Source organism: Pseudomonas gingeri, from assembly GCF_013386165.1.
Classification (GTDB): domain Bacteria; phylum Pseudomonadota; class Gammaproteobacteria; order Pseudomonadales; family Pseudomonadaceae; genus Aquipseudomonas; species Aquipseudomonas gingeri_C.
Genome location: NZ_JACAOS010000003.1, coordinates 704,728 through 730,275, shown reverse-complemented (window position 1 = coordinate 730,275; position 25,548 = coordinate 704,728). Strand labels below are relative to the sequence as shown.

Below are 25,548 nucleotides of genomic sequence, written 5' to 3'. Positions count from 1 at the left end.
AGCCCTTGTAAAAACCGACTGTTCCCCGATCAGTTTGAACTGCTCGCAGCCAGTCGGGAAAAGCTGGCCAGGCACGCCACGGCGGCAAACCCGGCACCGATATACAACGCCAGGATCGGTCCGGAGTGGCTTGACAAGCCGAAGCTCAGCGCCACCAACGCAGCCCCCGTGGACTGGCCGAGCAAACGCGCGGTGGCGATCATGCCACTGGCACCACTGCTGCGTTCACGCGGCGCGCTGGTCATCAGGGCCTTCTGGTTCGGCGACTGGAAGAAACCGAAGCCCAGGCCACAGATCACCATGCGCACCCCGATCTCCAGGGCACTCGGGTCGGCGGGCAACGTCGCCAGGGACAACATGCCCAGGGACAACACCCCCAGGCCGATACCGCCGAGCAGGCCCGGTGGATAACGATCCGACAAGCGCCCGGCAAAGGGTGCGATCAAGGCCACCACCACCGACCAGGGTGTCATCAGGTAGCCGGTCTGGACCGGATCACGCCCCAACACCGTCTCGAAGAAAAACGGCAGCGAGACGAAGGCCAGGCCCTGAGTGGCGAAAGAGCAAACCGCCGTGAGGACCGACAATGCGAACATCGGGCGCTTGAGCAGGTCGATCGGAAACATCGGCGCCGGGTGTCCGGCCTCACGACGCAGCATCAAGCCGCCGGCGCAGACACAGACCAGCAACGCCAGGCAGATCGGCAGCGCACCGGCAAACTGTGCCCCCTCGCCCAGGGCATAGATCAGCGAACCGAAGGTCACGACACTCAGGCAAGCGGTGCCCCAGGCAAAGCGCTGGCCGTTGGGCGGCGTATGCGGCAAGGAGGGAATGGCCATGGCCAGGGCGATCAGGCCAATCGGGATATTCACCCCGAACAGCCAGGGCCAGGTGGCGACAGAGAGGATCAGCGAGGCCACGGTCGGCCCGGCGGCAAACGACATGCCCACCACCAGCGCGTTGAGGCCCATGCCTTTGCCGAGTTTTTCCGGCGGGAACAGGCTGAAGATCAGCGCCGCGTTGACGCTCATGATCGCACTCGCGCCGACGCCCTGGAGGACCCGGGCCAATGTCAGTTGCGTCAGGGTGCTGGACATCGCACACAGCGCCGACGACACGGTGAACAAGACCAGGCCGAACAGGTAGATCTTGCGATGGCCGATCACGCCGCCGAACGAGGCGAAAGCCAGGATGGTCGCTACCGCCGACAGTTGGTAGGCGTTGATGATCCACACCGAGGCTGCCGGCGTGGTGTGCAGGCTGGTGGCAATCGCCGGCAGCGCCGTGTTGGCGATGGCGGTGTCCAGCGATGCCAGGGCGATGGAGATAAGAATCGCCAACATGCCACTGACCTGACGCGATAAACGCGGCCTGAAAATTCCCGATGACCCGCTGATCGCACACCCCCGAAACCCGCTATCTAGAGCGGGTCATAGCTTTTTGCCGAATATCGATGACGACGCTTTGCTGAACCGCGGCTGTACGACATCGACCGCGGGTTCAGCCGGCGCCCGCGCCCATGGTGATCCCCTAGCTTCACTTGATAAACTAGCGCGTTCTTGGATCACTCCCAATAAAAGGTTGGCAATGGACGTTCTGGCAAGCATGAAGGTCTTCGTCAAGGTAGTGGATCACGGCAGTTTCAGCGCCGCGGCGCAGTCCATCGGGATTTCCTCGACCATGGTCGGTAACCATGTCCAGGCTTTGGAAAAACACCTGGCCACCCGGCTACTGCATCGCACTACCCGCCGCCAGAGCCTGACCGAGATCGGCCAGGGTTATTACACCCAGTGCCTGGCGATCCTCGGGCAGATCGAACACGCCGAACTGATTGCCCGGGAACAACGCGCCCATCCCCGCGGCCGGTTGCGGGTCAGTGCTTCGCCGACCCTGGCCTCGGACCGGCTGATCCCGGCGATCGCCGACTACCTCAAGGCCTACCCGGAAGTGGAGATCGAGCTGAAGTTCAACGATCGGGTGGTGGACCTGGTGGAAGATGGATTCGACCTGGTGTTCCGTTACGGCGAGCTGCCCAGCAGCGGCTTGGTCGGACGCCTGCTGAGCAAGAACCGGCGTATTGCCTGCGCCTCGCCCGCTTATCTTGAAGCTCACGGCACGCCGCTGGTGCCGGAGGATCTGTTGCAGCACAACTGCCTCGTGTTCCTGCGGGCCACGCCCCAGCGTGACTGGTTGTTCCACGGTGTGAGCAGCGAAAGCGTGCGGGTCAACGGCCAGCTGTCGGCCAACAATGGCACCGCGTTGATGAACGCGGCGCTGGAAGGAATCGGCATCGCCCTGCTGCCGCAGACACTGGTGGAGGACGCCTTGAAAGATGGGCGCCTGGTTCACCTGTTGCCAGATCATGAGACCCTGGATCGGCCACTGCATCTGGTCTATCTGCCGGACAAGCAGATGACGCCGAAGTTGAGCAGTTTTATCGAGTTCATGGTCAGGCGGTTTGCCTGACGAATGAACACCTCCCTCCTCTGATTCAGAACAGATCCACGGTGTAGGTCAGGTACACGCGATTCTCGTCCAGGGCCCTCTGGCTCGGCACGCTGCTGCGCAGCATCGCGTTGCGCCATTGCATGGCGAAGCCGCGCAACATCGGACCCTGGAACGCATAACTGACCATCAGGTCGCGCTCCCACTCGTGCTGGTCGCCCTGATCGGACTTGATCTGTCCTCCGCGCTGGTACGTCACCTGCGTCGTCAATCCCTGCAAACCCAGGCTCGCAAAGTTGTAGCCATACTGCCCGACCCAGGTGTTCTCACCGGCACGCTGGAAACGGGCGCCGGTCTGGCGGTCGGTGATCAGGTAGGTCGACGAACCATCGCCCTCATTGAGAAACGGAAAATCACTGGAACCATTCAGGTGCTGGTAACCCAGGCTCAGCGCATGCCCGCCCAGGCTGTAGGTGAACAACCCGGCCAGCGCGCGGTTATCCACTTCACCGTTGTTGTGATAACCGCTGCTCACATAACCCTCCTGACGCCCGGCCAGGCTCCCGTTCAAGCCGGCGGAGGTGCTGTCGAAGAAACGCAGGTCGGTCTTGAGACTGCCCAGCGGCAGTTGTTGTGTCTGCACCAGCCCGAGGAAATGTTGCTGGTAGAAGTCCTCCAGGTTGCCGTAGTAGTACTGCAACAGCAGGCTCGGATCGACCTGGTAATCGACCCCGGCAAAATTGAATTTATTGCTGCGGCGCCCGGCCGGCCCGCCGGCACCGGAAATGGCCAGGTCTTCATTGTTCGACGAGTTGCGGCTCTTGACCGCACTGACCTGCCCGCCGGTCAGGGTGAAGTGATCGAAGTCCCGCGACGTCACCTGCACGCCCTGGAAGGTTTCCGGCAACAGGCGCCCGTCGTTATAGATCAGGATCGGCATCTTCGGCAGCAAGGTGCCGGCCTTGAGTTCGGTCTTTGCGATGCGGATCTTGCCGGTCAGGCCAAGGCTGGCGAAGTCATCCACGGCCCGGCCGCTGGCGTCGCTGGGAAAGACGAAACCGCCCTGGGTCACCGCGTTCGGGTTGCCATGGGTGCCTTTGCCCGAGTCCAGGCGTACCCCGAGCATGCCCAGCGCATCCACGCCAAAACCCACCGGTCCCTGGGTGTAGCCGGAGGTGAAGTTGAGGATAAAGCCCTGCCCCCACTCCTGCAGTTTCGACGGCGCCGCCGCGCCGCTGCGGTTGTCCTGGTTGAAGTAGACGTTGCGCAAGTCGAGTTTGGCCTTGGCATCGTCGATAAAACCGTCGGCACGGGTTTGTTGCGCAGTGACCAGGGTCAGCAGCGAAAGGCCCAAGGCCGCAGGTTTGAAGGCACACGAGAGCATGTTGTGTTGACGCATGGTAGTTACACCCCTGGTTTTTTTATTGTTGGGAGCCGGGGCCGAACGCGGGCAAAGCGCGGCCCCTCCCGCCGCGAACGGCAGGATGGTTGGTGATCGGTCAGTGAGTAGGCGTCAGTGCCTCAGTGCGCGGCGGATACCTGCGGGCCGCCCACGTCTTCCCGTACCGCGAAGCGCTGCAACGAGAAAATCGCGATGGAGCCGAGCAAGGCCGGCACCGCCAGGGCGATAAAGAACAGCGTGGGTTGACCCAACTGGGCGATCAGCCAGGCGCCGAGCATCGAGCCGATGATCGAGCCGACTCGGCCGTTGGCCATGGCCCAGCTCACCCCGGTGGCCCGCGCCGTGGTCGGGTAGATGCTTGCGGAGAGCAGGTTCAGGCCGTTCTGCGCCCCCGCCACGCCGAAGCCGACGAAGAACACCGCCACCGTCAGCCAGGCCGCCTGGCCCAGGGCGAAGCCCACCAGCGCGATCACCAGCGCCGCGCCGAGGTAGGCCAGTCCCAGCACCTTGTACTGGCTGACCCGGTCCATCAGCAGCGCCATGCAAATCGCCCCGAGGGTTCCACCCAGCGGCACCATCGCACCGATCCGCGCCGAGCTGGCGATGTCGTAGCCGGCGTCCTTGAGGATGCTCGGCAACCAGCTGGTCAGGAGGTAGAAGACAAACAGCGAGCAGAAGAAGGTGCCCCACAACAGCAGCGTACGCAGCGCCCGCCCCTCGCTGAACAGCTGCGAGATCGGCGAGCGCTCGAGCGCCGGCCGCTGGTCCTCGACAAAGGTCACCGCATCCCAGTCACGACGCCCGCTGATCTTCTCCACCACCTTGCGCAAAGCCACGGCATAACGCGGATGGGCGGCCATGTAGCGCACCGATTCCGGCATACACCAGGCCAGCAGCGGCAGCAGGAGCAAAGGCGCGAGCCCACCAATCAGCAACACGCCGCGCCAGCCGAAGGTCGGGATGATCTGACTCGCCACCGCCCCGCCGAGGGCCAGGCCGGTGGTGAAGCCGCTGTAGCTCAGGGTCACCATGATCATCCGCCGCCGCAATGGCGAGTACTCGGCACTCAAGGTGATGCAGGTCGGCATCGCCCCACCCAGGCCGATCCCGGTGAGAAAACGCAACGCCGTGAGGCTGTCGATGGAGTGGGCCCAAGCCGAGGCCAGGGTGCCGAGGCTGAAGATCAGCACCGACACCAGCAACACCTTCTTGCGTCCGTACTGGTCGGCGATCGGACCGAACAGAAAGGCCCCGCACATCAGGCCGAACAGACCGGCACCAAAAGCCGGCGACAGTTGGCTCGCTTGCAGGCCCCATTCCTGGCGCAGGGATGGGGCGATATAGCCGATCACGGCCGTATCGAAACCGTCCACCAGCACCACCAGGAAACACAGCAGCAGGACAATGATCTGGTAACGGGATATCGCACAGGCATCGATGATTTCGCCAATGGAGGCGGTCTTGTGACTCATGGTGTTTCCCCTGTTATTGGATTTGTCAGTGGGGTGAAACAGCTGTCAGCGCGTTCAGGTCGGGTAGATTTTCGACCTTTGCAGCAGGTCCAGCGCAACGTCGACGATCATGTCTTCCTGGCCGCCGACCATGCGCCGCCGCCCCAGTTCGACAAGGATGTCCACGGCCTTGAGTCCGTAGCGTCTGGCGGCGATTTCGGCATGGCGCAGGAAGCTCGAATAGACCCCGGCGTAACCCAGGGCCAGGGTTTCACGGTCGACCCGCACCGGCCGGTCCTGCAACGGCCGGACGATATCGTCGGCCGCATCCATCAGGGTGTAGAGGTCGGTGCCGTGGTTCCAGCCCAGGCGTTCGGCGGCGGCGATAAACACCTCCAGCGGCGCGTTGCCGGCCCCGGCGCCCATGCCGGCGAGGCTGGCGTCGATGCGGTCACAGCCCTCCTCCACGGCGACGATGGAGTTGGCGACCCCCAGCGAGAGGTTATGGTGGGCATGCATGCCGGTTTCGGTTTCAGGCTTGAGCACAGACTTCACCGCCCGAAAGCGCTCGCGGATGTCCTGCATGTTCATCGCGCCGCCGGAGTCCACCACGTAGATGCAGGTGGCGCCGTAGCTTTCCATCTTCTTCGCCTCGACCGCCAGGTTCTGCGGGCTGGTCAGGTGGCTCATCATCAGGAAACCGACGGTGTCCATGCCCAGCTCGCGGGCGTATTCGATGTGCTGGCGCGAGACATCCGCCTCGGTGCAATGGGTCGCGACACGGACGATACGGGCCCCGGCATCGTAGGCGGCCTTGAGGTCGTGCACGGTGCCGATGCCGGGCAGCAACAGGGTCGCGACCTTGGCATGGCTGATCACATCGCTGACCGCCTCGATCCATTCCAGGTCGGTGTGGGCGCCGAAGCCGTAGTTGAAACTGGAGCCTTGCAGGCCGTCGCCGTGGGCGACTTCGATGCTGTCGACCCGGGCCTTGTCGAGGGCACGGGCGATGGTCTGCACATTGTCGATGGAGTACTGGTGCCGCACCGCATGGCTGCCGTCACGCAGGGTCACGTCGCTGATATAGAGTTTTTTACCGGGATTGAAGGTCATGGGAGTCTCCTCAGTGGGCCATGGACCGGGCCATGCGTTCGGCGGTGGCCAACGCGGCACTGGTCATGATGTCGAGGTTGCCGGCGTAGGCCGGGAGGTAATGGGCGGCGCCTTCAACTTCGAGAAACACCGTGGTCTTCAGGCCGCTGAACCGGCCCAGACCGGGAATATTCAACGGCGCTTCGGCCGGAATCACTTCGAACTGCACCTGCTGCTTGAGTCGATAGCCCGGTACATAGGCTTTCACTGCCCGGGCCATTTCTTCAATGGACGCTTCGACTTCGCCCTGGTCGGCCGCTTGCGACAGCACATAGACCGTGTCGCGCATCATCAGCGGCGGTTCGGCCGGGTTGAGCACGATGATCGCTTTGCCCTTGCCCGCCCCACCCACGGCTTCGATGGCCCGCGAGGTGGTTTCGGTGAACTCGTCGATATTCGCCCGGGTCCCGGGGCCGGCCGACTTGCTGCTGATGGAGGCAATGATCTCGGCGTAGTGCACCTTGGCCACCCGCGACACCGCCGCCACCATGGGGATGGTCGCCTGGCCGCCGCAGGTGACCATATTGACGTTGGTCGCCTGCAGGTTGGCTTCCAGGTTCACCACCGGCACGCAGTACGGGCCGATGGCCGCCGGGGTCAGGTCGATCAGGCGAATGCCCGGTTTGTGCTGGCGCAGCAGCGCGTCGTTGGCCACATGGGCGCTGGCCGAGGTGGCATCGAAGACGAAATCGATGTCGGCGAATTCGGCCATCCGCACCAGGCCTTCGACCCCTTCATGGGTGGTGGCGACGCCCAGGCGCTGGGCCCGGGCCAGGCCGTCGGAAGCGGCGTCGATACCCACCATCACTGCCATCTCCAGGCTCTGGCCGTGGCGCAGGATCTTGATCATCAGATCGGTGCCGATATTGCCAGAGCCAATGATGGCGACTTTTTTCTTGTGTTCGCTCATGTCGTGTTCCTCGCGGTCAGCGGCCCAGGGCCTTGGCGGTCTTGCCGGCGATGCCGAAGTCGCTCTTGGGGACCTCGGTGATGATCACCCGCACCGATTCGCGGGGCGCCTGGATCGACTCGATCGCCGCCTCGGTCAAGGCCGCGATCAAGCGAGCCTTCTGTTCTTCGTCACGGCCTTCGATCAGGAAAACCTGCATGATGGGCATGGTCCGATTCCTCAGGATGATTGCGACTGGAAGCGCATCGAAACGCTGCCCAGGTGCTGGTAGCGCACGGTGATCTGGTCGCCGGCCGCCACTGCGATGGCTTCGGTCACGCCGCCGGTCATGATGAAACAGCCGGCCGGTAATTCACGGCCCTGGGTCGCGAGCATATTGGCGAGCATCGCCACGCTCTGCGCCGGATGTCCGAGTACCGCCGCACCGGCCGCGGTGGCGACCACTTCACCGTTTTTCTCCAGCACCACGCCGAGGCACTTGAGGTCGATGCCGTTGGCACTGCGCGACTGTCCACCGGTGACAAAACGCGCCGAGGAGGTGTTGTCGGCGATCACGCTCTTGAGGTCGAAACGGAAGTTCTCGTAACGCGAGTCGATCACCTCAACCGCCGGCAAAATGAAATCGGTGGCCGCCAACACGTCGCCGACGTGGCAACCCGGGCCCTTGAGCGGGTGCTTGAGGACAAAGGCGATTTCCGCCTCGACCTTGGGATGGATCAGCGAATCGATATCGATCACCGCGCCGTCCATGCACGAGCCGTAGTCGGTGAGAAAACCGTGGATCGGTTCGGTAACGCCCATCTGCTTCATCTTGGCGAAGGAGGTCAGGCCCATCTTCAGGCCGACGATGCGTACGCCCCGTGCTTCCTTGCGTTGGCGAATCGCATCCTGGATCGCATAAGCGTCTTCCCAGTCCATGTCCGGATAGGTGTCGGTGATCTTGGCCACCGCTTCGCGGTTCAGTTCGGCGTTTTCCAGGTGCTCGGCCAGGCCGGCAATGGTGTGTGCTGTCAGGTTCATCAGGTTTTCCTTATACGAAACGCACGGAGGCCGAGCCGATACCGCCGAGGCTCATGCGCAATTGATCGCCGGGTTTGACCGGCACCATGGCCGCCAGCGAGCCGGAGAGAATCACCTCGCCGCGCTTGAGGCCGATGCCCAGGCGCCCAAGGGTGTTGGCCAGCCAGACCACGGCATTGGCCGGGTGTCCGAGGGCCGCGGCACCGGCGCCGGTGGCGACGATTTCGCCGTTCTTTTCCAGGGTCATGCCGACGCAGGCCAAGTCGACTTCATGGGGCGCGACGCTGCCATCGCCGAGGACAAAAGCGGCGGCCGAAGCGTTGTCGGCGACGGTGTCCTGGATACGGATCTTCCAGTCACGAATCCGCGAGTCGACGATCTCGAAACACGGCATCACGTAGGCGGTGGCCCGCAGCACATCGGCCAGGGTCACCCCGGGACCGATCAGGTCATCCTTGAGCACAAAGGCGATTTCACCTTCAGCCTTGGGTGCGATCAGGTCGGCACAGGCAATGGATGCGCCATCACCCAGGAGCATGCCGCTGAGCAGATGGCCGAAGTCCGGCTGGTCCACCCCGAGCATGTCCATCACCACTTGACTGGTGACGCCGATTTTCTTGCCGATGACCCGCTCGCCCGCTTCCAGCCGGGGTTGGATCATCGCCAACTGGATCTGGTAGGCGTCCTCGATCGTCAGCGCGGGATGATGCTCGGTCAGGGGGGCGATCGCTGTGTGCTCGCTCAGGGCCCGGTGCAGTTCGGCGCCGAGTTGCGCAATCAGGGGGGAATTCATGGGCGGCCTCACAAGCGAACGCAGACGTTGCGAAGTTCGGTGTAGAACTCCAGGGAGTGCACCCCGCCCTCACGGCCGATGCCCGATTGCTTGGCGCCGCCAAAAGCGGTGCGCAGGTCGCGCAGGAACCACGAGTTGATCCAGCAGATCCCGACCTCCAGCGCCGCACCCATGCGGTGGGCGACTTGCAGGTTGCTGGTCCAGACGCTGGCGGCAAGACCATATGGGGTGGCATTGACCAGCCGCACCACTTCGTCCTCATCGTCGAACGGGGCGATATGGCAGCACGGACCGAAGATTTCCTCGCGGATCACTGCCGAGTTTTCCGCCAGGCCGGTCCAGATCGTCGGCTGAATCCAGGCACCTTCGGCCAATTCCGCCGGCATCTCGGGAATCCCGCCGCCACTGACCACGGTTGCACCGTCCTGCACGGCCTGGCGGTAGTAACCGAGGACTTTTTCCCGGTGCCCGAGGGAAACCAATGGGCCCAGGGTGGTGCCTTGGGCATACGGCGCGCCGATGCGCAGGGTTTCGACCTTGGCCTTGAGCGCCTGGACAAAACGCTCGAAGAGCGGCCGCTGGACATAGATCCGTTCGGTGCCGAGGCAGACCTGACCACTGTTTTCAAACGCCGAACGAGCGATACCGGCTACCGCCTTGTCCAGGTCGGCATCGGCGAATACCACGCCGGCGTTCTTCCCGCCCAACTCCAGGGACACCGGACGCAGGCCCTTGGCCGCGGCTTTCATGATGATTTCGCCGGTGCCGGTTTCACCGGTAAAGGTGATGCCATTTACCTCTGGATGCGCGGTCAGGAAGGCCCCGGCGGAGTGCTCGCCAAAACCGTGGACCACGTTGTAGACCCCGGCCGGCACACCGGAATCGCGCATTACTTCGCCGAGCAAGGTGGCGGTGGCCGGGGTTTCTTCCGAAGGCTTGACCACCACGGTGTTGCCACAGGCCAGGGCCGGACCGACTTTCCAGGTCATCAGCAACAACGGCAGGTTCCACGGGCAGACCACGGCGATAACCCCCCTGGGTGCACGTACCGCGTAGTTGATGGCCTTGCCGCCGTCCGGGGTGTCCATGCTGAAGCTTTCAGTGGGCACGTTCTTGATCAGGTCGGCGAAGACCTTGAAGTTCGCCGCCCCCCGGGGAATGTCCAGGTGACTGGCCAGCCCGTAGGGTTTGCCGGTGTCGGCAATTTCCGCGGCGATAAACTCTTCGGCCCGGCGTTCGATACCTTCGGCAACCTTGTGCAACAGGGCCACGCGCTGGGCCACGGAAAGTTTGCCCCAAGGCCCGCTCAAGGCCGCCCGGGCGGCCTTGACCGCCGCATCCACCTCGGCCTCGCCGGCTTCATGCACCGGGCCGATCAGGCTGTTGTCGGCCGGGTTGCGGTTGTCGAAGGTGCGCACACCCTTGACCCACTGGTTACCAATGAAATTGTGAAACTCGCGCAAAGGCAGTTTGGACATGATCAGTTTCCTTCTTGTAAGCGGACAGCCGCCTCGGCATCGCCGGCGGTGAGGTAGTCCCACATGCGTTCGAAAATTCGTCCCGAGTTGGTCGCGCGCCGCTCGGTTTCTTCGGCACAGAGCACCGGCCCGACGAGACCGGCGGCCCGTAGTTGCAGCTCGATACGGGCGGCGTCCTCGAGGTACCAGTTGAGGGTCAGCGCCTCCACCAGCGAGGCGCCGACGACAATGGCGCCGTTACCGCGCATCACCAGCGCTGGATTGGCCGCCAGTTGCTCGGCCAAGGCAGCGGCCTGGAGGTCGTCGCGCAACAGTTGCGGGTCGTCCCACAGCGGGATCGAGGAGTGGAAATAGGCGCCCATGCCGTGTCGCGACTGTGGGGTCAGGCGGGCACAGGACAAGGTCATCACCTGGGCAGGCATGCTGCGGATCAGCGCACCTACCTCGGCCCGACGGCGGTAGATCTGCTGGTGAATGCGCACTTCGCCGAGCACCCCGGCCGGCAGTTCGGCATCGATGGCGACCACCACACCGTCATCGCCCGACGCAATCAGGCCCATGGGCTTGGCGGCGCAGACCAGGAAGTGCCCGGCATCCAGGCGCAGGCTGCAATGCCCGTAGGCGTGGGCCAGGCCGGCCCGGGACAGCGCCCGGGCGGCCATGCGTAATTCAATCTGTTGGCTGTGGGTGGCAACGGGCATCCGGCTCATGACTTGAACTCCGGGATATCCGGCTTCGAGCCCCAGGCGCAGAACGACGACAGCGCCAATGGGAATTGCCGTGGTTGGTGCGTGGCTTCCTGCTCGGGGCCAATGTGGCTGACCCCGGTGGAATATTCGTAGGTCATGCCGTCCGGGCCCTCGAAGTAGAGGAACACCGCGCCCGAGGTCGGATGACGGCCTGGCCCGAAGAGAATCTTGATACCGCGCTCGCGCAGGAAGTAATAGGCGCGCATCACGTCGTCGATAGTCTCGACCTGATGGTTGATGTGCTGCACCCCCGGATGCGCCGAGGGAAACAGGGCGATCTTGTGGTGCACCTCATCGATGCGCAGCAGCGGTGCGTCGCCGATCCGGTCGCTGACCCGGGCATTCGCCAATTGGGTCCAGAAGGCTTCGTCACGCTTGGCATTGGTGGTCCGCAAACCGATATGGCTGAAGCCGGTGATCCCGGCATCCCGTGACGGGAAATAACGTCCGCCATAGGCGTGGGGGGCGAGCACCAGCTCGATCTGGTTGCCACTGGGATCGCGGAAGTGAATCAATTCGGCGACCGCGCGCAGCTCGGCTTCTTCACGGCTGCCGTGACGTACGGCAAAGCCGTTGTCCTCCAACAGTTGGGCGGCGTGGTCGAGCTCGGCGCTGGAGTTGATTTCGAAAGCGGTGGTGGTTTCGGTGGGATCACCTTCGTAGTAACACAAGGTGTGGTCGCGACTGTCGGAGCGAAAATACACCGCTCCGTTGGCGCTGCGAGCGACCTGCAAACCCAGTACCTGCGTGGCGTACTGGCGAGCCTGGTCGATATCCGCCGTGCCCAGACGCACGTAGCGGATGTCATGCAGATTGATCATGAGGGAAGCCTCGGTATTATTTTTGTCTGGACACAATCCTCGCGCCCCGGCTTAAATAATCGAAGCTAATTCTGTTTATTCAGACTATTTGATTTGGTTATAGAGCATGCGCACCGACCTGAACCTGCTTCGCGTTCTGCTGGCGATCCATGAAGCCGGTAATGTCACCACGGCGGCCCAGCACCTGGGCATGAGCCAACCGGCGGTCAGCGCCGCCCTTTCGCGCTTGCGCCATTCCCTGGGGGATGCGTTGTTCGTCCGTTCCGGCAGCCGCATGGAAGCCACGCCACGGGCCCAGAGCATCATCGAGCGGACCCGCGAGGTGATCGATATCATCGACCGCGACATCCTCAGCAACCCGACCTTCGACCCTGCCGGCAGCAGCGAGGAGTTCACGTTCTGCCTGAGCGAGGTGGGTGAAGTGGTGTTTCTGCCGACCCTGTTCGAACACCTGCGCAAGGTCGCACCGAAGGCGCGGATCCGCACCTTCAGCCTGTCGCCCAAGGACCTGACCGAGCACCTGCGCGAAGGCAAGGTGGACATGGTGTTGGGCTATTTTCCCGACCTGGATGCGCCGAATATCTACCAGCAGCGGCTGTTCTCCCACGACCTGGTGTGCCTGATCCGGCGTGACCATCCGATCACTGAAGAACGCCTGTCCCTGGAGGACTTCTGTGCCCTGGAACACCTGCAGGTGCGCGACGGCAGCCGTAGCCAGGAGATGTACGAAAGCCATCTGGCGGCGCTCGGGGTCAAACGTAATATCGTGCTGCAGATGTCCCACTACATGAGCACTTCGGCGATCATCGAGCGCTCGGACCTGGTGGTGGTCCTGCCGCGCTCCGTGGCCAGGCTGTATACCGAAGAGTCGGCGGTCAGGACCATCGAACCGCCGGTCGATTTTCCCAGCTATGACCTCAAGCAGCACTGGCACGCCCGGTTCCAGAAGGACCCGCGGCATATGTGGTTACGACAGACGATCCGCACGCTCTTTGTGCCTGACGAATAACCACACTGTGGCGAGCGGGTCTGCCACAGCCACACCGGGCACAGAAATATTTGGTATTAATTCGCCAAGCGCATCAATCCATTCTAAATATGCACTTATCAAATCTATAGCGCTGCGCCAGTATCCCGGCCAATAAAAATCTGCACTGCGATGCAGGCCATAAAAATGCTGGAGACCTTACGATGCACGCCACAACACCGACCGCCAGTTCCGCCCGTGCCAAGGCGGGCGCGGTATTTCGCGTTACCTCGGGTAACTTCCTCGAACAGTTCGACTTCTTCCTGTTCGGCTTCTACGCCACCTATATCGCCGCCGCCTTCTTCCCCGCCAGCAGTGAGTTCGCCTCGCTGATGATGACTTTTGCCGTGTTCGGCGCCGGTTTCCTGATGCGCCCACTGGGCGCGGTGATCCTCGGGGCCTATATCGATGACGTCGGTCGACGCAAAGGCCTGATCGTCACCCTGTCGATCATGGCCAGCGGTACCATCCTGATCGTGCTGGTCCCCGGATACGAAAGCATTGGCCTGCTCGCCCCGGCCCTGGTCCTGCTCGGTCGCCTGCTCCAGGGCTTCTCGGCCGGTGCCGAACTGGGCGGTGTCTCGGTCTATCTGTCGGAAATCGCCACCCCGGGTCGCAAGGGTTTCTTCACCGCCTGGCAGTCTTGCAGCCAGCAGGTCGCCGTGGTGATCGCGGCGGCCCTGGGCTACGGCTTGAACCAGTGGATGTCGACCAGCGTGCTGGCCGATTGGGGCTGGCGCATCCCGTTTCTGGTCGGTTGCATGATCGTGCCGTTTATCTTCCTGCTGCGCCGCAACCTGGCGGAAACCGAGGAATTCGCCAAGCGCAAGCACCGTCCCAACATGCGTGAGGTGTTCAACACCCTGGCGCAGAACTGGGTGATTGTGGTCGCCGGCATGCTGATGGTGGCGCTGACCACCACCGCGTTCTACCTGATCACCGTGTATGCGCCGACCTTCGGCAAGACCGTCCTGCACCTGAGCACCGCCGACAGCCTGCTGGTGACCTTGCTGGTGGGGGTTTCGAACTTCTGCTGGCTGCCCCTGGGCGGCGCCCTCTCCGACCGTATCGGTCGCCGTCCGGTGCTGTTGACCATGTCCGGCCTGACTCTGGCCACGGCCTACCCGGCCCTTTCGCTGCTGGTCCAGGCTCCGACGTTCACCAGCATGCTACTGGTGCTGCTGTGGTTCTCGTTCCTCTACGGGATGTACAACGGCGCGATGGTTGCAGCCCTGACCGAGATCATGCCGGTGGAAGTCCGCGTGGCCGGTTTCTCCCTGGCCTACAGCCTGGCAACTGCGGTGTTCGGCGGTTTCACTCCGGCGATTTCCACCGCGCTGATCCAGTACACCGGGGACAAGGCCTCGCCGGGCTACTGGATGAGCTTCGCCGCGCTGTGCGCCCTGTGCGCGACGCTGTTCCTCTATCGCAAGTCCAGGATGCAGTTGCAGCCGGCGGTGTAACCGCCCCTTCAATACCAATAACAAGAGAGATCCGATGAAAACAGTGTTTCTCAAACTCGCCGTGATCGGCGGCCTGGGCCTGGCGAGCATCGCCGCCCAGGCCGAGGACATCCGTGTGATGACCTCCGGCGGTTTCACCGCCGCCTACAAACTCCTCGGCCCGAAATTCGCCGCCGACAGCGGCAACACCCTCGACACCTTTCTCGGGCCGTCCATGGGCAAGGCCCCGGAAGCCATTCCCAATCGGTTGGCGCGCGGTGAAAAGGCCGATGTGGTGATCATGGTCGGCTACGCCCTCGACGAGTTGATCAAGCAAGGCAAGGTCTTGCCCGGCTCGCGGGTCGAGCTGGCGGATTCGCGGATCGGCCTGGTGGTGCGCGCCGGTAGCGCCCAGCCGGCCATCGGCACCGAGCAGGAGTTGAAAGACACCTTGCTCAAGGCCAAGTCCGTGGCCTACTCCGACAGTGCCAGCGGCGTGTATATCCAGGCTCAGCTGTTCAAGCGCCTGGGTATTGAAGCGCAACTCAAGCCCAAGGCGACCATGGTACCGAAGATCCCCGTGGCCTCGGTCGTGGCGACGGGTGACTATCAACTGGGCTTTCAACAGGTCAGCGAATTGCTGCCGGTAGCCGGGGTGACTTATGTCGGCAAGATCCCGGAGTCGGTGCAGTCCGTCACGCGTTTTGCCGCCGGGATTCCGGTGGGCGCCGAGCATCCCGCACAGGCCAAGGCCTTGCTGGACTACCTCGCGGCGCCTGCGGCGCAGGCCACCGTGAAGGCCACCGGGCTGGATTCCGTCCCTCGTTGACATGTCGGCGGGCAAGCCCGCACCTACCCGTGTGACTCCTTCATCTCGACAATCAAGCGCTCCAGTTCCCGCGCCGCCGGGGTCAATACCCGGCCCCGGCGCTTGAGCAAACCGACCTTGCGCATCACCTCCGGCTCGATCAGCGGCACACTGGTGAGAATCGGATGCTCGTTGGCCACCGGCATCGCCATGGTCGGCACCGCCGCAATCCCCAATCCGGCTTCCACCAGACCGATCATGGTGGTGACATGTCGGGTTTCGCAAACGCTGGGTTTCTGCGCCTCGATGCCCATCAGCGCCTGGTCGAGCAGGAAACGATTACCCGAGGTCTTGTCGAGACTGATGTAGTCCTGCTGGTACAGCTCGGTCCAGGTCACACTGGCACGGCCGGCCAACGGATGATCGCGGCGACAGGCCACGACATAACGCTCCTCGACCAATAACTCGAACTCGATTTCCGCCTGCAGGTTGCCGGTGAAACTCAGGCCGAAATCCGCCTCGCCACTGAGCACGGCGGCATGCACGTCATTGGCGCTGGAGTCGAGCACCTTGACCTTGATCTTCGGGTATTGCCGATGATAGTGGGCCACTACCTTGGGCATGAAGTAATAAGCCGCCGACGGTACACACGCCACCGTGACATGCCCGAGCCGGGTCGAGGCCACGTCGGTGATACCCAGCAACGCCAGGTCGAGATCGTCCAGCAAGCGCTCCACGGTGGGTGCAAACGCCCTGCCCACCTGGGTCAGGCTGACCCGCCGGGTGGTGCGTTCGAACAGCCGGACCCCGAGGGCTTCCTCAAGCTTGTCCACGCGTCGGCTCAGTGCCGGCTGGGAAATATTGATGGCCTGGGCGGCCTTGCGAAAACTGCCCTGCTCGACCACCGCGCGGAAGGCCTGCAAGTCGTTCAAATCGAAGTTGATGGCCACCGGGCTGACTCGTCGGAAACTGATTGATCAGTTTAACGCATGAGTCTGCCAATCCGATGCATGATCTGGGCTTGAATACGCGTTACTCATCGCCATCGGGTAGGAGCCGGTTTGTCGGCGATGGCGTCCTTGAGGACGCCGAGAAGCTTCGCCGGCAAGCCCTGCTCCTACCGTTACGCGCGTTCAAAGCATTCGCGGCGACTTCGATCAGAACTTGTAGGTCGTCGACAGACTGACTACATCGCCGGAAGCTTCCACGTTGCCATCCAGGGTCGAGCCACCCAGGCGATCCACGTTCTGGGTATTGATCGGAGCGTCCTTCACAAACTGATGCGAATAAGCCCCATCGATGCTCAACCCCGGTATCTCCTTGACCTCATAACCAAAACCCAGGGAAGTGAACCAGCGGTCGTTGTCCGGGATCCGCGGATCTCGGGTCGAATTGCGGGTCGGAGTCTCGTCGAAGGCCACACCGGCGCGCAGGGTCAGGCGATCAGTGAACCGATAGTCACCGCCCACCGAGTACATCATGGTGTCCTTGTAGTTATAGGGAATGGAGACGATGAGATTGCCGTCGGATTTCAGCGTCAGACTCTGGAAAGAAGACCACTGGGTCCAGGTTGCACTGACGCCCAGGGTGAAACGATCATTGAACACATGCACCCAATCCAGGCCGGCCGTGGCGGGGATATCCAGCTGGGTACTGGCGTTGGCACCGTCCGGATTGAGGCTGAGCCCGGGATAGGCCAGCCCCACCAGCGTCTCACCGTTAGGCCCCAACGGCTGGGTGGTGTACTGCCTACCGAGCGCATCGGCGTAGATATTGTATTTACCCTCCAGCTTGTTCTTGATCTTGGCGTGATAGTTCAGTCCGAGAGTGTCTCGATCGGTCGGTTTCCAAACCACCCCGGTAAACCAGCCGAGCGAGGTGTTGTCTACCTTGACACGCATCAGGTTCGAGCCGACGCCCGATGGGAAGGGAATGCCCCCCAGCCCCGGGGACAAGGCTGCAGCGCCCGTCAGGTTGAGGTTCTGGCTGACGAACCCGTTGGTGTGTTGCACGATGACACCACCGCCCACCGAAAAGGCATCGTTGACCTTGAACGACAGTGAGCCCGTAAGCCCCACGGTCTCGATCTTGGTATCCACGGCAAAGTCACGACCTTTCCAGTCTTCATCCCAGGTACTGCGCATCCCCTGCGGGACCACCTGGCTAAGGCCAAAAGCAAAACGATCATTGATCGGTATGACCAGGAACCCGGTTGGAACCCAGGCCGTAAAACCGCCTTGGCCACCATCGCCGGTCAAGGGCACGGGGTCGCCGGGAATGCCATTGGCATCCACAGGGGTCTGCGAGGCAGGATTGCCCTGATAGTCGGTGGCCGTCCCCGTATACTTCAGTTTGATACGCGCATAGTCGACCGTGAACTGTCCGACACTCTGATCAATGAAGGCCATGGCCGCAGGGTTGTTGTAGGCAGCGCTTGGGTCGTTCTTGAACAGCGAGCCACCACCGAAAGCACGCCCCCAGCCTGGTGCACCGTAGGTGGGTGTGGAAAAACCACCGGCCTGAACAGGCCCTGCCGTCACCCAACCGCCCAAAACAGCCAGTGCGATAGCGACGTGCAATTGTTGTTTCTTATTATTCATGCCCCACTCCTTATTATTATCAACCGCAACAGGTCATCCCAGCTCACCAGCACTCAACAGACGCCTCCGAGGAGGCGCCGGTCTTATCAACGAGTGATCAGCACGTTGTTCTCAACTCAACCTCAAGGGTTGGTAATCACAAAGGTCGGGCTAGGCGAGACGCTGAGTGCGGTGATGCTGCAGCTGCCCACGGCCTGGGCACTTGGAACGGTCAGCGCGCCGCCACCATAGTTGGTGTTGATCGTCGCGGTGCCACAGTTCGAAATGACACTGAAGCTGACGCCGGCCACTGTGGCGGTGCTGGTGCTGGTAGGCGTCAGCGTCCAGGGCAGGTTCTGCATCACCGGCACACCGCACAGGGAGTTGGAACCACTGACAGTGGCCGCGGTAATCGACGCCGAAGAACCGTCAGCAGCGGTCTTGCCGGTAAAGGTGATGTTGCAGGTCACGGGCAGGTTGAACGACGCCGGGGATTTCACCGTAATGGTGCCGGGTGCGCTGAAGGTGGTATTTATCGGAGTAATGGTTGCAGCGTTAACCATGGATGCCGCGCCTAAGCAGACAGCAATGGCAGTAAACGATACGAGAGTTTTGATGCCTTTCATTGTTGTTATTCCTCACATGGTATGGCGATTCATTTCGCCGGGGATAATGGCCTTTACGGGCAACACGGAGTACCACGACAGCAACAGCGACCGAGCTTCCTTTTCCAGCCAAACTTTCAATATTCGCTCTAAAACTTTTAAACTGCGCTGAACGACGCATTATTCAATTCAGGGCACAACCCGAAAGTTCGGCGGCATCTGGATCGACACCGTCTTGATGGTGCAGCCACCGTCCAGGGCCACATCCGCCGCCTGGAGTTTTCCGGTGCTGTTGTTCCAGGAACCCTGGGCTGTGGTCGGCCCGCAATCACCGCCCACAAGCGGCGCGTGCACCGTGACCTGGATGCCGGACATCGAGCCGCTGGACTCGTCCCTGGCCACCAGCTTCCAGGGCAAGTGCGTGGCTTCGACCTGACCGCACTTCAGGCCACCGTCAAAACCGACTTTCTCGACACTGGCATAACTGCCGTCGGCGCTGATCCGGCCGCTGACTTCAATGGTGCAGTCGGCATTGATGATGCTCTTGGCAAAACTGATCGGGCCCTTGGCACTGAACTCGCTATTGGCCGGTTCCATCCGCGCGGCGGCAAACGCCGGTGCCACGGCCGAAAAACCCAGCAGTACCGCAAGTACCCGAACCGCTAATAGCATTGAATGCATGGTTGACGTCCTTCCTGATCGTTATTGTTGTTTTATGGGTCAACTTCATATTTTCCCGAGACTCATCCGCCGACCTCGACGTGAGTTGTCCCGTCATGCACACTTTTCAAGGTGGGCATGTTATTCAACGGTTCTATTCAATCGCTGTGGCGGGTGCCGTGGCGTTTCAACAATTCTATGCGTTTGGAAGGCTGCAAGTTGGCCAGGCGGACATTCCCTTCATAGTGCGCCAATACCCGTTGATCCATCAGTCGCCGCCAGAGAAACGGCACATAGGCCCAGACAATCATACTCGCATAACCGTAAGGCAGTTGCGGCGACTCATCAAAGTGACGCAAGGCCTGGTAACTGCGCGTCGGATAAGCATGATGATCGGAATGCCGCTGAAGTTGAAAGAGGAAGATATTGGTGACAATCCGATTACTGTTCCAGGAGTGCCGGGGCGAACAACGTTCATAACGACCGTTGGGCAACTTCTGACGCAGCAGGCCGTAGTGTTCGACATAGTTCACCACTTCCAGCAACGAGAACCCGTAGATGCCCTGGATCAGCAGGAAAGGAATCACCGCGCTGCCCAGCCACAGGATCAAGCCGCCCCACATCACCACGCTGAACATCCAGGCGCCGAGTACCGTGTTTTTCCAGTGCAGGGCCGGCAGTCCGAGTTTGCCCAGCCGATCACGTTCCAGGTGCCAGGCCGAACGCAGGCTGTGATACACCGAGCGTGGCAGGAAGCTCCAGAAACTTTCCCCCAGGCGCGAGCTGGCCGGATCTTCCGGGGTCGCCACCCGCACATGGTGGCCGCGATTGTGCTCGACGAAGAAGTGACCATAGAAGGTCGGCGCCAGGGACAACTTGGCCAGGAACTGTTCCAATGGCCGGGTCTTGTGTCCCAGTTCATGGGCAATATTGATGGCGATGCCCGTGGCGGCCCCGGTGGACATCGCCATGCCCAGGTAAGTGAAGGCACTGACGCTGCCATGCACCTGGGCCCGCTCGGTGATGTAGGCCAACAGTGTCGCCGCTGCGCCGTGCAACGACAACGCCTCGCTGAGCCGTAACAGGCCACCGCCGATCAGCCAGTCGATGCCGCCCGCAGCCAGCCAGGCAGTGCTCAGCATCGACAGGGTGACCAGAGCCACGCAGGTGTAGATGATCCAGCGATAGTAGGTTTGTTTTTCAAGATCCGGAACCACGGTTTCCGGTGGGTTGCTGCGGTCTTCGCCGAGCAGGCCATCGATCATCGGGATCAGCCCGAAGATCACCAGTACCCCACTCCACCACAAGGACTGAATGCCGGTGGTGAGGGCGAAGAGGCCAGACAACAAGGGGGTGGCCATCGGCAAGGCACCCAACCACCAGAGATGCCGTTTACCATCGGTCCAGATCCCAGGTGCCGCCACGGAAGCATTCATGGCTGCCTCCGCAGGAGCGCAACGGAAGACAATCGCGCAGCCGGACGCTGGGCAGGCAGGGAGAAAGCAAATGTGTCAGAAAGCGTTATTTTCATTATTTTAATCGCTCAATCGCATTTTTAAAAAAAACATTCAAAACATTTTTTTAAATATTTAGCCCGATTTCGTTAGCTCGTCAACTACTTTTTTACTGAATGTGAATGTCATCACGCAGCAGCCGATCAATCGGCAAGCGGCTCGATCAGGAAACACCCAGTATCGGGGCTGCCAGGCTGGGGGCGAGATCGGGGGATGACTTTGTCCGCCGGGCGATGGTGAGAACCAGTTCAGCCACCGGCTCCACGGCAGTGACGGGCAACATGTGCCCGGCCCCGTCGATAATCTCCAGGCTTAGCCCTGGCAGCTTGCCGAGCATCGATTCGCCATGCTTGCGGTAATTCAGCACGCGATCCCTGGAGCCATAGATCAGGCCCACCGGCAGCGTCAGTTGCGGGTAGCGCCTGACCATCCCGGGAAGATCCTGGTTGACCGTGGCGATCTCGCTGGAGGCGCAATAGAAGTTGCGGCTGCGCAGGCCCAACAGCCCGCCGCCACGCGTGGCAAAGTCATCGGGGGGCAACTCGGGGGCGAACACGGCCTTGACCAGAGCCTTGCGCCCGAGCCAGCCGATGGGCGTGGCCAGGACCTGCGCGAACCAGCGCCGCACTAACGCCGGCCTGACCGCCAGCGACAGGAACACCGGAGGCAGGATGGGTTGGGGATGGGTCAGGGGCGCCACCAGCACCAGGCCGCAAACCGACTGTGGGTGATCGAGGGCGAGAGACAAGGCCAGGGCACCGCCCAGGGAATGCCCGAGCACCAGGGGACGGTCCAGGTTCAATTTATCGATGAATTCAGCGATCAGGCCGGCCTGCGCGGGAATATCGACCCCGGCGTCCGGACGTCGGGAAGAGTAGCCGGAGCCGGGTCGGTCCAGGGTGATCACCCGGAACTGCTCGCGCAAACGCGGCGACAAGGCATAGGTCAGGTTGCGTCCACAGCCCGACAGCCCATGGATCATCACCAGAGGCGGACCGCTGCCCTCATCCAGGTAATGAATCCACTCGCCGCCCACTTCGATAAAACGCCCTTCGGACGGCACCGCGGCCTCGATATTCCGATTGATCCGCGAGCTGATAGCCCATAGCGCGACATTCGCCGCCGCAACGAGTGCAACCCCAACACCCCATCCCATGTTCGAACCTCGCATCCCTGCCCCAAGGCGCGGCGCCGGGATTGGCTGCCACCTCGAGAATCGCCTACACCTGATGAACAGGCCCATCGGTCGGATGAGTCGCCAGGGTTCGACAGAACACTAGCGTAGGCGATATTTTCAGGTAAGTTATTTAAATTATTTTTTAAAACATTTAATTTAATTATGCAATGCTAACGATTCATTCAACGCCTTCGCTCACCGACAGGCGTTGCCACAATCGAGGTACACACCATGAATGCGTACTCGTCACCCCCGCCAGACGGCGAAAGCGTTGATATCGCCATCATTGGCGCCGGCTTTGCCGGGCTGTGCATGGCGATCCGCCTGAAGCAGGCCGGCATCGGCGACTTCTTCGTCGCCGAACGGGCCGACAGCCTGGGCGGCACCTGGCGCGACAACCACTACCCGGGCTGCGCCTGCGATGTGCAGTCCCATGTCTATTCGTTCTCCTTCGCGCCCAATCCGCACTGGAGCCGGCAATTTGCGCCGCAGGCGGAAATCCGTACCTATCTGGAGCGTTGCGCGCAGAATTTTGGCGTCACGCCGCACCTGCGCTTCGGCATGGCCCTGAGCCGCGCGGTGTTCGACGAAAGCCGGCAGCGCTGGGCGCTGAGCTTTGCCGATGGACGCCAGGTGTCGGCGCGGGTGCTGATTTCCGGCATGGGCGGGCTCTCGCGCCCTGCACTACCGGATATTCCGGGGCTGGCGGACTTCCAGGGTAAAAGTTTCCATTCCCAGCACTGGGATCATGACTATGCACTGGAAGGCAAGCGGGTCGCGGTGATCGGCACGGGGGCCAGCGCCATCCAGTTCGTGCCGCAGATTGCCCCTCGGGTGGCGCATCTGAGCCTGTTCCAGCGCACGCCACCGTGGATTCTGCCCAAGCCGGACCGTGAACTGTCGACGACCGAACGCTGGCTGTTCAAGCACCTGCCCTTCACCCAACGCCTGGCCCGCTCGGCCATTTACTGGGCACTGGAAAGCCGGGTGATTGCCTTCGCCCGCTATCCGAAGTTGATGAAGCTGGTGCAGAAAGTCGCCGTGCGCCATCTGCACCGGCAAGTCGCCGCGCCGACGCTGCGCAAGACCCTGACGCCCGACTACACCATCGGTTGCAAACGCATCCTGATCTCCAACGACTACTATCCGGCGCTGGCGCGCAGCCATGTGAAGGTGGTCAGCCAGGCCGTGACACGGATCGAGGCCGATGCCGTGGTCACTGCCGATGGCGTGCGCCACCCGGTCGACTGCCTGATTTTCGGCACCGGCTTCCAAGCCACCGAGCCGTTGCCCCGCGACCTGATCACCGGGCGCGACGGCCTCGACGTACTCGATGCCTGGGCCAACGGCGCCCATGCCTACCTGGGCACCTGCCTGCCGGGCTACCCGAACTTCTTCATGATCATCGGCCCGAACACCGGGCTGGGGTACAACTCGATGATCCTGATGATCGAGGCCCAGGTCACCTACATCCTTCAGGCCCTTGAGCAGATGCGCAGCCAGTGGATCGAAACGCTGGAGGTCAGGCCCGACGTGGAGCAGCGCTACAATGAACGACTCCAGCAGCGTCTGCAGCGCGCGATCTGGTCAACCGGTGGCTGTCGCAGCTGGTATCTGGACCCGCGCACCGGCAAGAACACCACCCTCTGGCCTGGCTCGACCTGGCGCTTCCGCCAGGTCACGCGGCACTTTCAGCTCAACGACTACAAAGTCTCTGCGCGGATATCCCCACGTCCGGAACCGGCCCAAGCCCCCGGAGGCCGCCCATGAAGACCTTCGACGGTAAAGTCGCGGCCATTACCGGCGCCGCGTCCGGCATGGGCCGTGCCCTGGCCATTGCCCTGGCCCGCGAAGGTTGCCATCTGGCCCTCGCGGACAAGAACCCCCAAGGCCTGGCACAGACCCTGGAACTGGCCCGGGCCGCCGCGCTGCTGCCGCTGCACATCACCACCCAGGTACTCGATGTCGCCGAGCGCCAGGCCCTGTTCGACTGGGCGGCCGCCACGGCCGCCGAGCATGGCGGCGTCAACCTGGTGTTCAACAATGCCGGGGTGGCGCTGTCGAGCACCATCGAAGGCATGAGCCAGGAAGACCTCGAGTGGATTTTCGGGATCAACTTCTGGGGCGTGGTCCATGGCACCCAAGCCTTCCTGCCCTACCTCAAGCAGAGCGGCAACGGGCACATCATCAACACCTCCAGCGTGTTCGGCCTGTTCGCCCAACCCGGCATGAGCGGCTACAACGCCAGCAAGTTCGCCGTGCGCGGTTTTACCGAAGCCTTGCGCCAGGAACTCGACCTGATGGCCTACGGCGTCTCGGCCACCTGTGTGCACCCCGGTGGCATCCGTACCGATATCGCCCGTTCCAGCCGGATCCGCGACAACGTCAAGGGCCTGCTGATCGACAACGAGGAGCAGGCCCGGGCGGATTTCGAGAAGCTGTTTATCACCGATGCCGACCAGGCAGCGCGGGTGATCTTGCACGGCGTACGGAAAAACCGTCGGCGCGTGCTGATCGGCCGCGACGCCCATGCCCTCGACTGGCTGGTGCGCCTGCTGCCCAGCGCCTATCAGGCCCTGGTGGTGTTTATCAGCCGGCGGATGTCGCCCCTGGGCAAACGCAAGACCCGGCCTGGCGCCAGTGAAGCCAAGGAACCGGGCGGTCTCAATTGAAAGGAGTGCCTGTCATGTTGCCTGTACGCCGTGATGTCAGTGTCGACCTGCCCGCCGAACGTGCCAAGGACTGGCATGCCCAGGGGCCGTGGGTCACGCAGTTCTTCAATGCCCTGTCCTTGCTGTTTCCCTCTGGCGAACTGTTCTTCATGGACAGCGTGCGTCATTACCGTGACCGGGTCCACGACCCCGAGCTCAAGCGCCAGATCCAGGGTTTTATCGGCCAGGAAGCCATGCACAGCCGCGAGCACCTGCGCTACAACGATCTGCTGCAAGCCGCCGGGCTGCCGGCGCACAAGCTCGATCGGCGCTTGCGGATGATTCTCGACTTCCAGAAGAAATACTTCCCGCCCGCCTTCAACCTGGGCATCACCATCGCCCTGGAGCATTACACGGCGATGCTCGCCGACCTGATGCTGCGCGACCCGAGTCGCTTCGGCGACTCGGTCGAGGGTTATCGGCAGATGTGGATGTGGCACGCGCTGGAGGAAACCGAGCACAAGTCGGTGGCCTTCGATGTGTGGAATGCCGCAGTCAAGCCGGGGTTGGGGCGCTACCTGATCCGGGTCGGCAGCATGCTGAGCACCACGCTGATGTTCTGGCTGGTGGTGTTCGATTTCCATGTGCGCCTGCTGATCGCCGACCGCAAGGCCGGCCATCACCTGAAGGGTTGCTGGAGCATGGTGAAGTACCTGTTCGGCCGCCACGGCGTGTTTCCGCGGATCGCCCTGCCCTGGCTCGACTACTTCAAGCCCGGCTTCCATCCCTGGGACCATGACAACCGCGAGCACCTGCAACGTATCGACGCCCTGGTCGAGGCGATGGATAACCGTCGCCCCTGAG

24 protein-coding genes are annotated in these 25,548 nt (G+C 62.3%); 7 read left to right on the top strand and 17 right to left on the bottom strand.

All coding sequences use genetic code 11. The features are described 5' to 3' along the window. Positions 1–29 precede the first annotated feature (29 nt). Positions 30–1,343 carry an MFS transporter gene (locus tag HX866_RS07775; RefSeq protein WP_177124711.1) on the bottom strand — a complete coding sequence of 438 codons (1,314 nt, stop codon included), beginning with the start codon at positions 1,341–1,343 and terminating at the stop codon, positions 30–32. Between the two features lie 244 nt (positions 1,344–1,587). On the opposite strand from HX866_RS07775, the gene HX866_RS07770 reads away from it, so the two are divergent. Continuing rightward, entirely contained in the window at positions 1,588–2,466 is an 879-nt protein-coding gene (locus HX866_RS07770; protein ID WP_177097751.1) for a LysR family transcriptional regulator, read from the top strand. Positions 2,467–2,491: 25 nt separating this feature from the next. On the opposite strand, the gene HX866_RS07765 is transcribed toward HX866_RS07770, so the two are convergent. The 10 genes from HX866_RS07765 to HX866_RS07720 form a co-directional block, all read right to left on the bottom strand. Beyond that, a complete protein-coding gene (locus HX866_RS07765) occupies positions 2,492–3,844 on the bottom strand; it encodes an OprD family porin (RefSeq protein ID WP_256344850.1) in 1,353 nt (450 codons plus the stop codon). 122 nt (positions 3,845–3,966) lie between these two features. After that, positions 3,967–5,319 (bottom strand): MFS transporter, encoded by a 1,353-nt coding sequence (locus HX866_RS07760; RefSeq protein ID WP_177138829.1) that lies wholly within the window; start codon positions 5,317–5,319, stop codon positions 3,967–3,969. Positions 5,320–5,373: 54 nt separating this feature from the next. Continuing rightward, entirely contained in the window at positions 5,374–6,411 is a 1,038-nt protein-coding gene (gene dmpG / locus HX866_RS07755) for a 4-hydroxy-2-oxovalerate aldolase (RefSeq protein WP_177138827.1), read from the bottom strand. Between the two features lie 10 nt (positions 6,412–6,421). Beyond that, on the bottom strand, positions 6,422–7,360 hold the full coding sequence (locus HX866_RS07750) for an acetaldehyde dehydrogenase (acetylating) (protein WP_177097748.1): 939 nt from the start codon (positions 7,358–7,360) through the stop codon (positions 6,422–6,424). A 16-nt stretch (positions 7,361–7,376) separates the two neighbouring features. Then, complete coding sequence (locus tag HX866_RS07745) at positions 7,377–7,568, bottom strand: 2-hydroxymuconate tautomerase (RefSeq protein ID WP_177097747.1); 192 nt, start codon at positions 7,566–7,568, stop codon at positions 7,377–7,379. An 11-nt stretch (positions 7,569–7,579) separates the two neighbouring features. After that, the gene (gene dmpH, locus HX866_RS07740; protein ID WP_177097746.1) at positions 7,580–8,380 is read right to left on the bottom strand and encodes a 2-oxo-3-hexenedioate decarboxylase; all 801 of its coding nucleotides are present in this window, start codon (positions 8,378–8,380) and stop codon (positions 7,580–7,582) included. 10 nt (positions 8,381–8,390) lie between these two features. Beyond that, positions 8,391–9,173 carry a 2-oxopent-4-enoate hydratase gene (dmpE, locus tag HX866_RS07735; protein WP_177138825.1) on the bottom strand — a complete coding sequence of 261 codons (783 nt, stop codon included), beginning with the start codon at positions 9,171–9,173 and terminating at the stop codon, positions 8,391–8,393. Positions 9,174–9,181: 8 nt separating this feature from the next. Then, the gene (locus HX866_RS07730; RefSeq protein ID WP_177139287.1) at positions 9,182–10,642 is read right to left on the bottom strand and encodes a 2-hydroxymuconic semialdehyde dehydrogenase; all 1,461 of its coding nucleotides are present in this window, start codon (positions 10,640–10,642) and stop codon (positions 9,182–9,184) included. A gap of 11 nt (positions 10,643–10,653) precedes the next feature. Further along, positions 10,654–11,361 (bottom strand): class II aldolase/adducin family protein, encoded by a 708-nt coding sequence (locus HX866_RS07725; protein WP_177097744.1) that lies wholly within the window; start codon positions 11,359–11,361, stop codon positions 10,654–10,656. Next, positions 11,358–12,221, bottom strand: coding sequence for a VOC family protein (locus tag HX866_RS07720; RefSeq protein WP_177138823.1), 864 nt, complete (start codon positions 12,219–12,221; stop codon positions 11,358–11,360). Before HX866_RS07720 ends, HX866_RS07725 begins: the two co-directional genes overlap by 4 nt. A gap of 106 nt (positions 12,222–12,327) precedes the next feature. Between HX866_RS07720 and HX866_RS07715 the strand changes: the two genes are divergently transcribed. The 3 genes from HX866_RS07715 to HX866_RS07705 all read left to right on the top strand — a co-directional run bounded on the left by HX866_RS07715 (position 12,328) and on the right by HX866_RS07705 (position 15,519). Then, on the top strand, positions 12,328–13,230 hold the full coding sequence (locus tag HX866_RS07715) for a LysR family transcriptional regulator (protein WP_177097742.1): 903 nt from the start codon (positions 12,328–12,330) through the stop codon (positions 13,228–13,230). A gap of 182 nt (positions 13,231–13,412) precedes the next feature. After that, entirely contained in the window at positions 13,413–14,711 is a 1,299-nt protein-coding gene (locus HX866_RS07710; RefSeq protein ID WP_177097741.1) for an MFS transporter, read from the top strand. A 34-nt stretch (positions 14,712–14,745) separates the two neighbouring features. Beyond that, on the top strand, positions 14,746–15,519 hold the full coding sequence (locus tag HX866_RS07705; protein ID WP_177138821.1) for a substrate-binding domain-containing protein: 774 nt from the start codon (positions 14,746–14,748) through the stop codon (positions 15,517–15,519). Between the two features lie 23 nt (positions 15,520–15,542). Here the strand turns inward: HX866_RS07705 and HX866_RS07700 are convergent, their stop codons facing one another. The 6 genes from HX866_RS07700 to HX866_RS07675 form a co-directional block, all read right to left on the bottom strand. Further along, positions 15,543–16,448 carry a LysR family transcriptional regulator gene (locus HX866_RS07700; protein ID WP_177138819.1) on the bottom strand — a complete coding sequence of 302 codons (906 nt, stop codon included), beginning with the start codon at positions 16,446–16,448 and terminating at the stop codon, positions 15,543–15,545. A 207-nt stretch (positions 16,449–16,655) separates the two neighbouring features. Beyond that, positions 16,656–18,098: an outer membrane protein transport protein gene (locus HX866_RS07695; protein WP_177097738.1), complete on the bottom strand. Its 1,443-nt coding sequence runs from the start codon at positions 18,096–18,098 to the stop codon at positions 16,656–16,658. A gap of 122 nt (positions 18,099–18,220) precedes the next feature. After that, positions 18,221–18,703 (bottom strand): alkane oxidation protein activator PraB, encoded by a 483-nt coding sequence (gene praB, locus HX866_RS07690; RefSeq protein WP_177097737.1) that lies wholly within the window; start codon positions 18,701–18,703, stop codon positions 18,221–18,223. Positions 18,704–18,871: 168 nt separating this feature from the next. Beyond that, positions 18,872–19,363, bottom strand: coding sequence for an alkane oxidation protein activator PraA (praA, locus tag HX866_RS07685; RefSeq protein WP_177124705.1), 492 nt, complete (start codon positions 19,361–19,363; stop codon positions 18,872–18,874). A gap of 137 nt (positions 19,364–19,500) precedes the next feature. After that, a complete protein-coding gene (locus HX866_RS07680; protein ID WP_177097735.1) occupies positions 19,501–20,778 on the bottom strand; it encodes an alkane 1-monooxygenase in 1,278 nt (425 codons plus the stop codon). A gap of 241 nt (positions 20,779–21,019) precedes the next feature. Then, entirely contained in the window at positions 21,020–22,012 is a 993-nt protein-coding gene (locus HX866_RS07675) for an alpha/beta fold hydrolase (protein WP_177097734.1), read from the bottom strand. Positions 22,013–22,264: 252 nt separating this feature from the next. Here HX866_RS07675 and HX866_RS07670 point away from each other — a divergent pair, with 252 nt between their 5' ends. From HX866_RS07670 to HX866_RS07660, 3 genes are read left to right on the top strand one after another with little or no spacing between them, the layout of a single operon-like run. Then, entirely contained in the window at positions 22,265–23,803 is a 1,539-nt protein-coding gene (locus HX866_RS07670) for a flavin-containing monooxygenase (RefSeq protein ID WP_177138817.1), read from the top strand. Further along, complete coding sequence (locus HX866_RS07665) at positions 23,800–24,705, top strand: SDR family NAD(P)-dependent oxidoreductase (RefSeq protein ID WP_177138815.1); 906 nt, start codon at positions 23,800–23,802, stop codon at positions 24,703–24,705. Before HX866_RS07670 ends, HX866_RS07665 begins: the two co-directional genes overlap by 4 nt. A 14-nt stretch (positions 24,706–24,719) precedes the next feature. After that, positions 24,720–25,547 (top strand): metal-dependent hydrolase, encoded by an 828-nt coding sequence (locus HX866_RS07660; protein WP_177124702.1) that lies wholly within the window; start codon positions 24,720–24,722, stop codon positions 25,545–25,547. Position 25,548 lies beyond the last annotated feature (1 nt).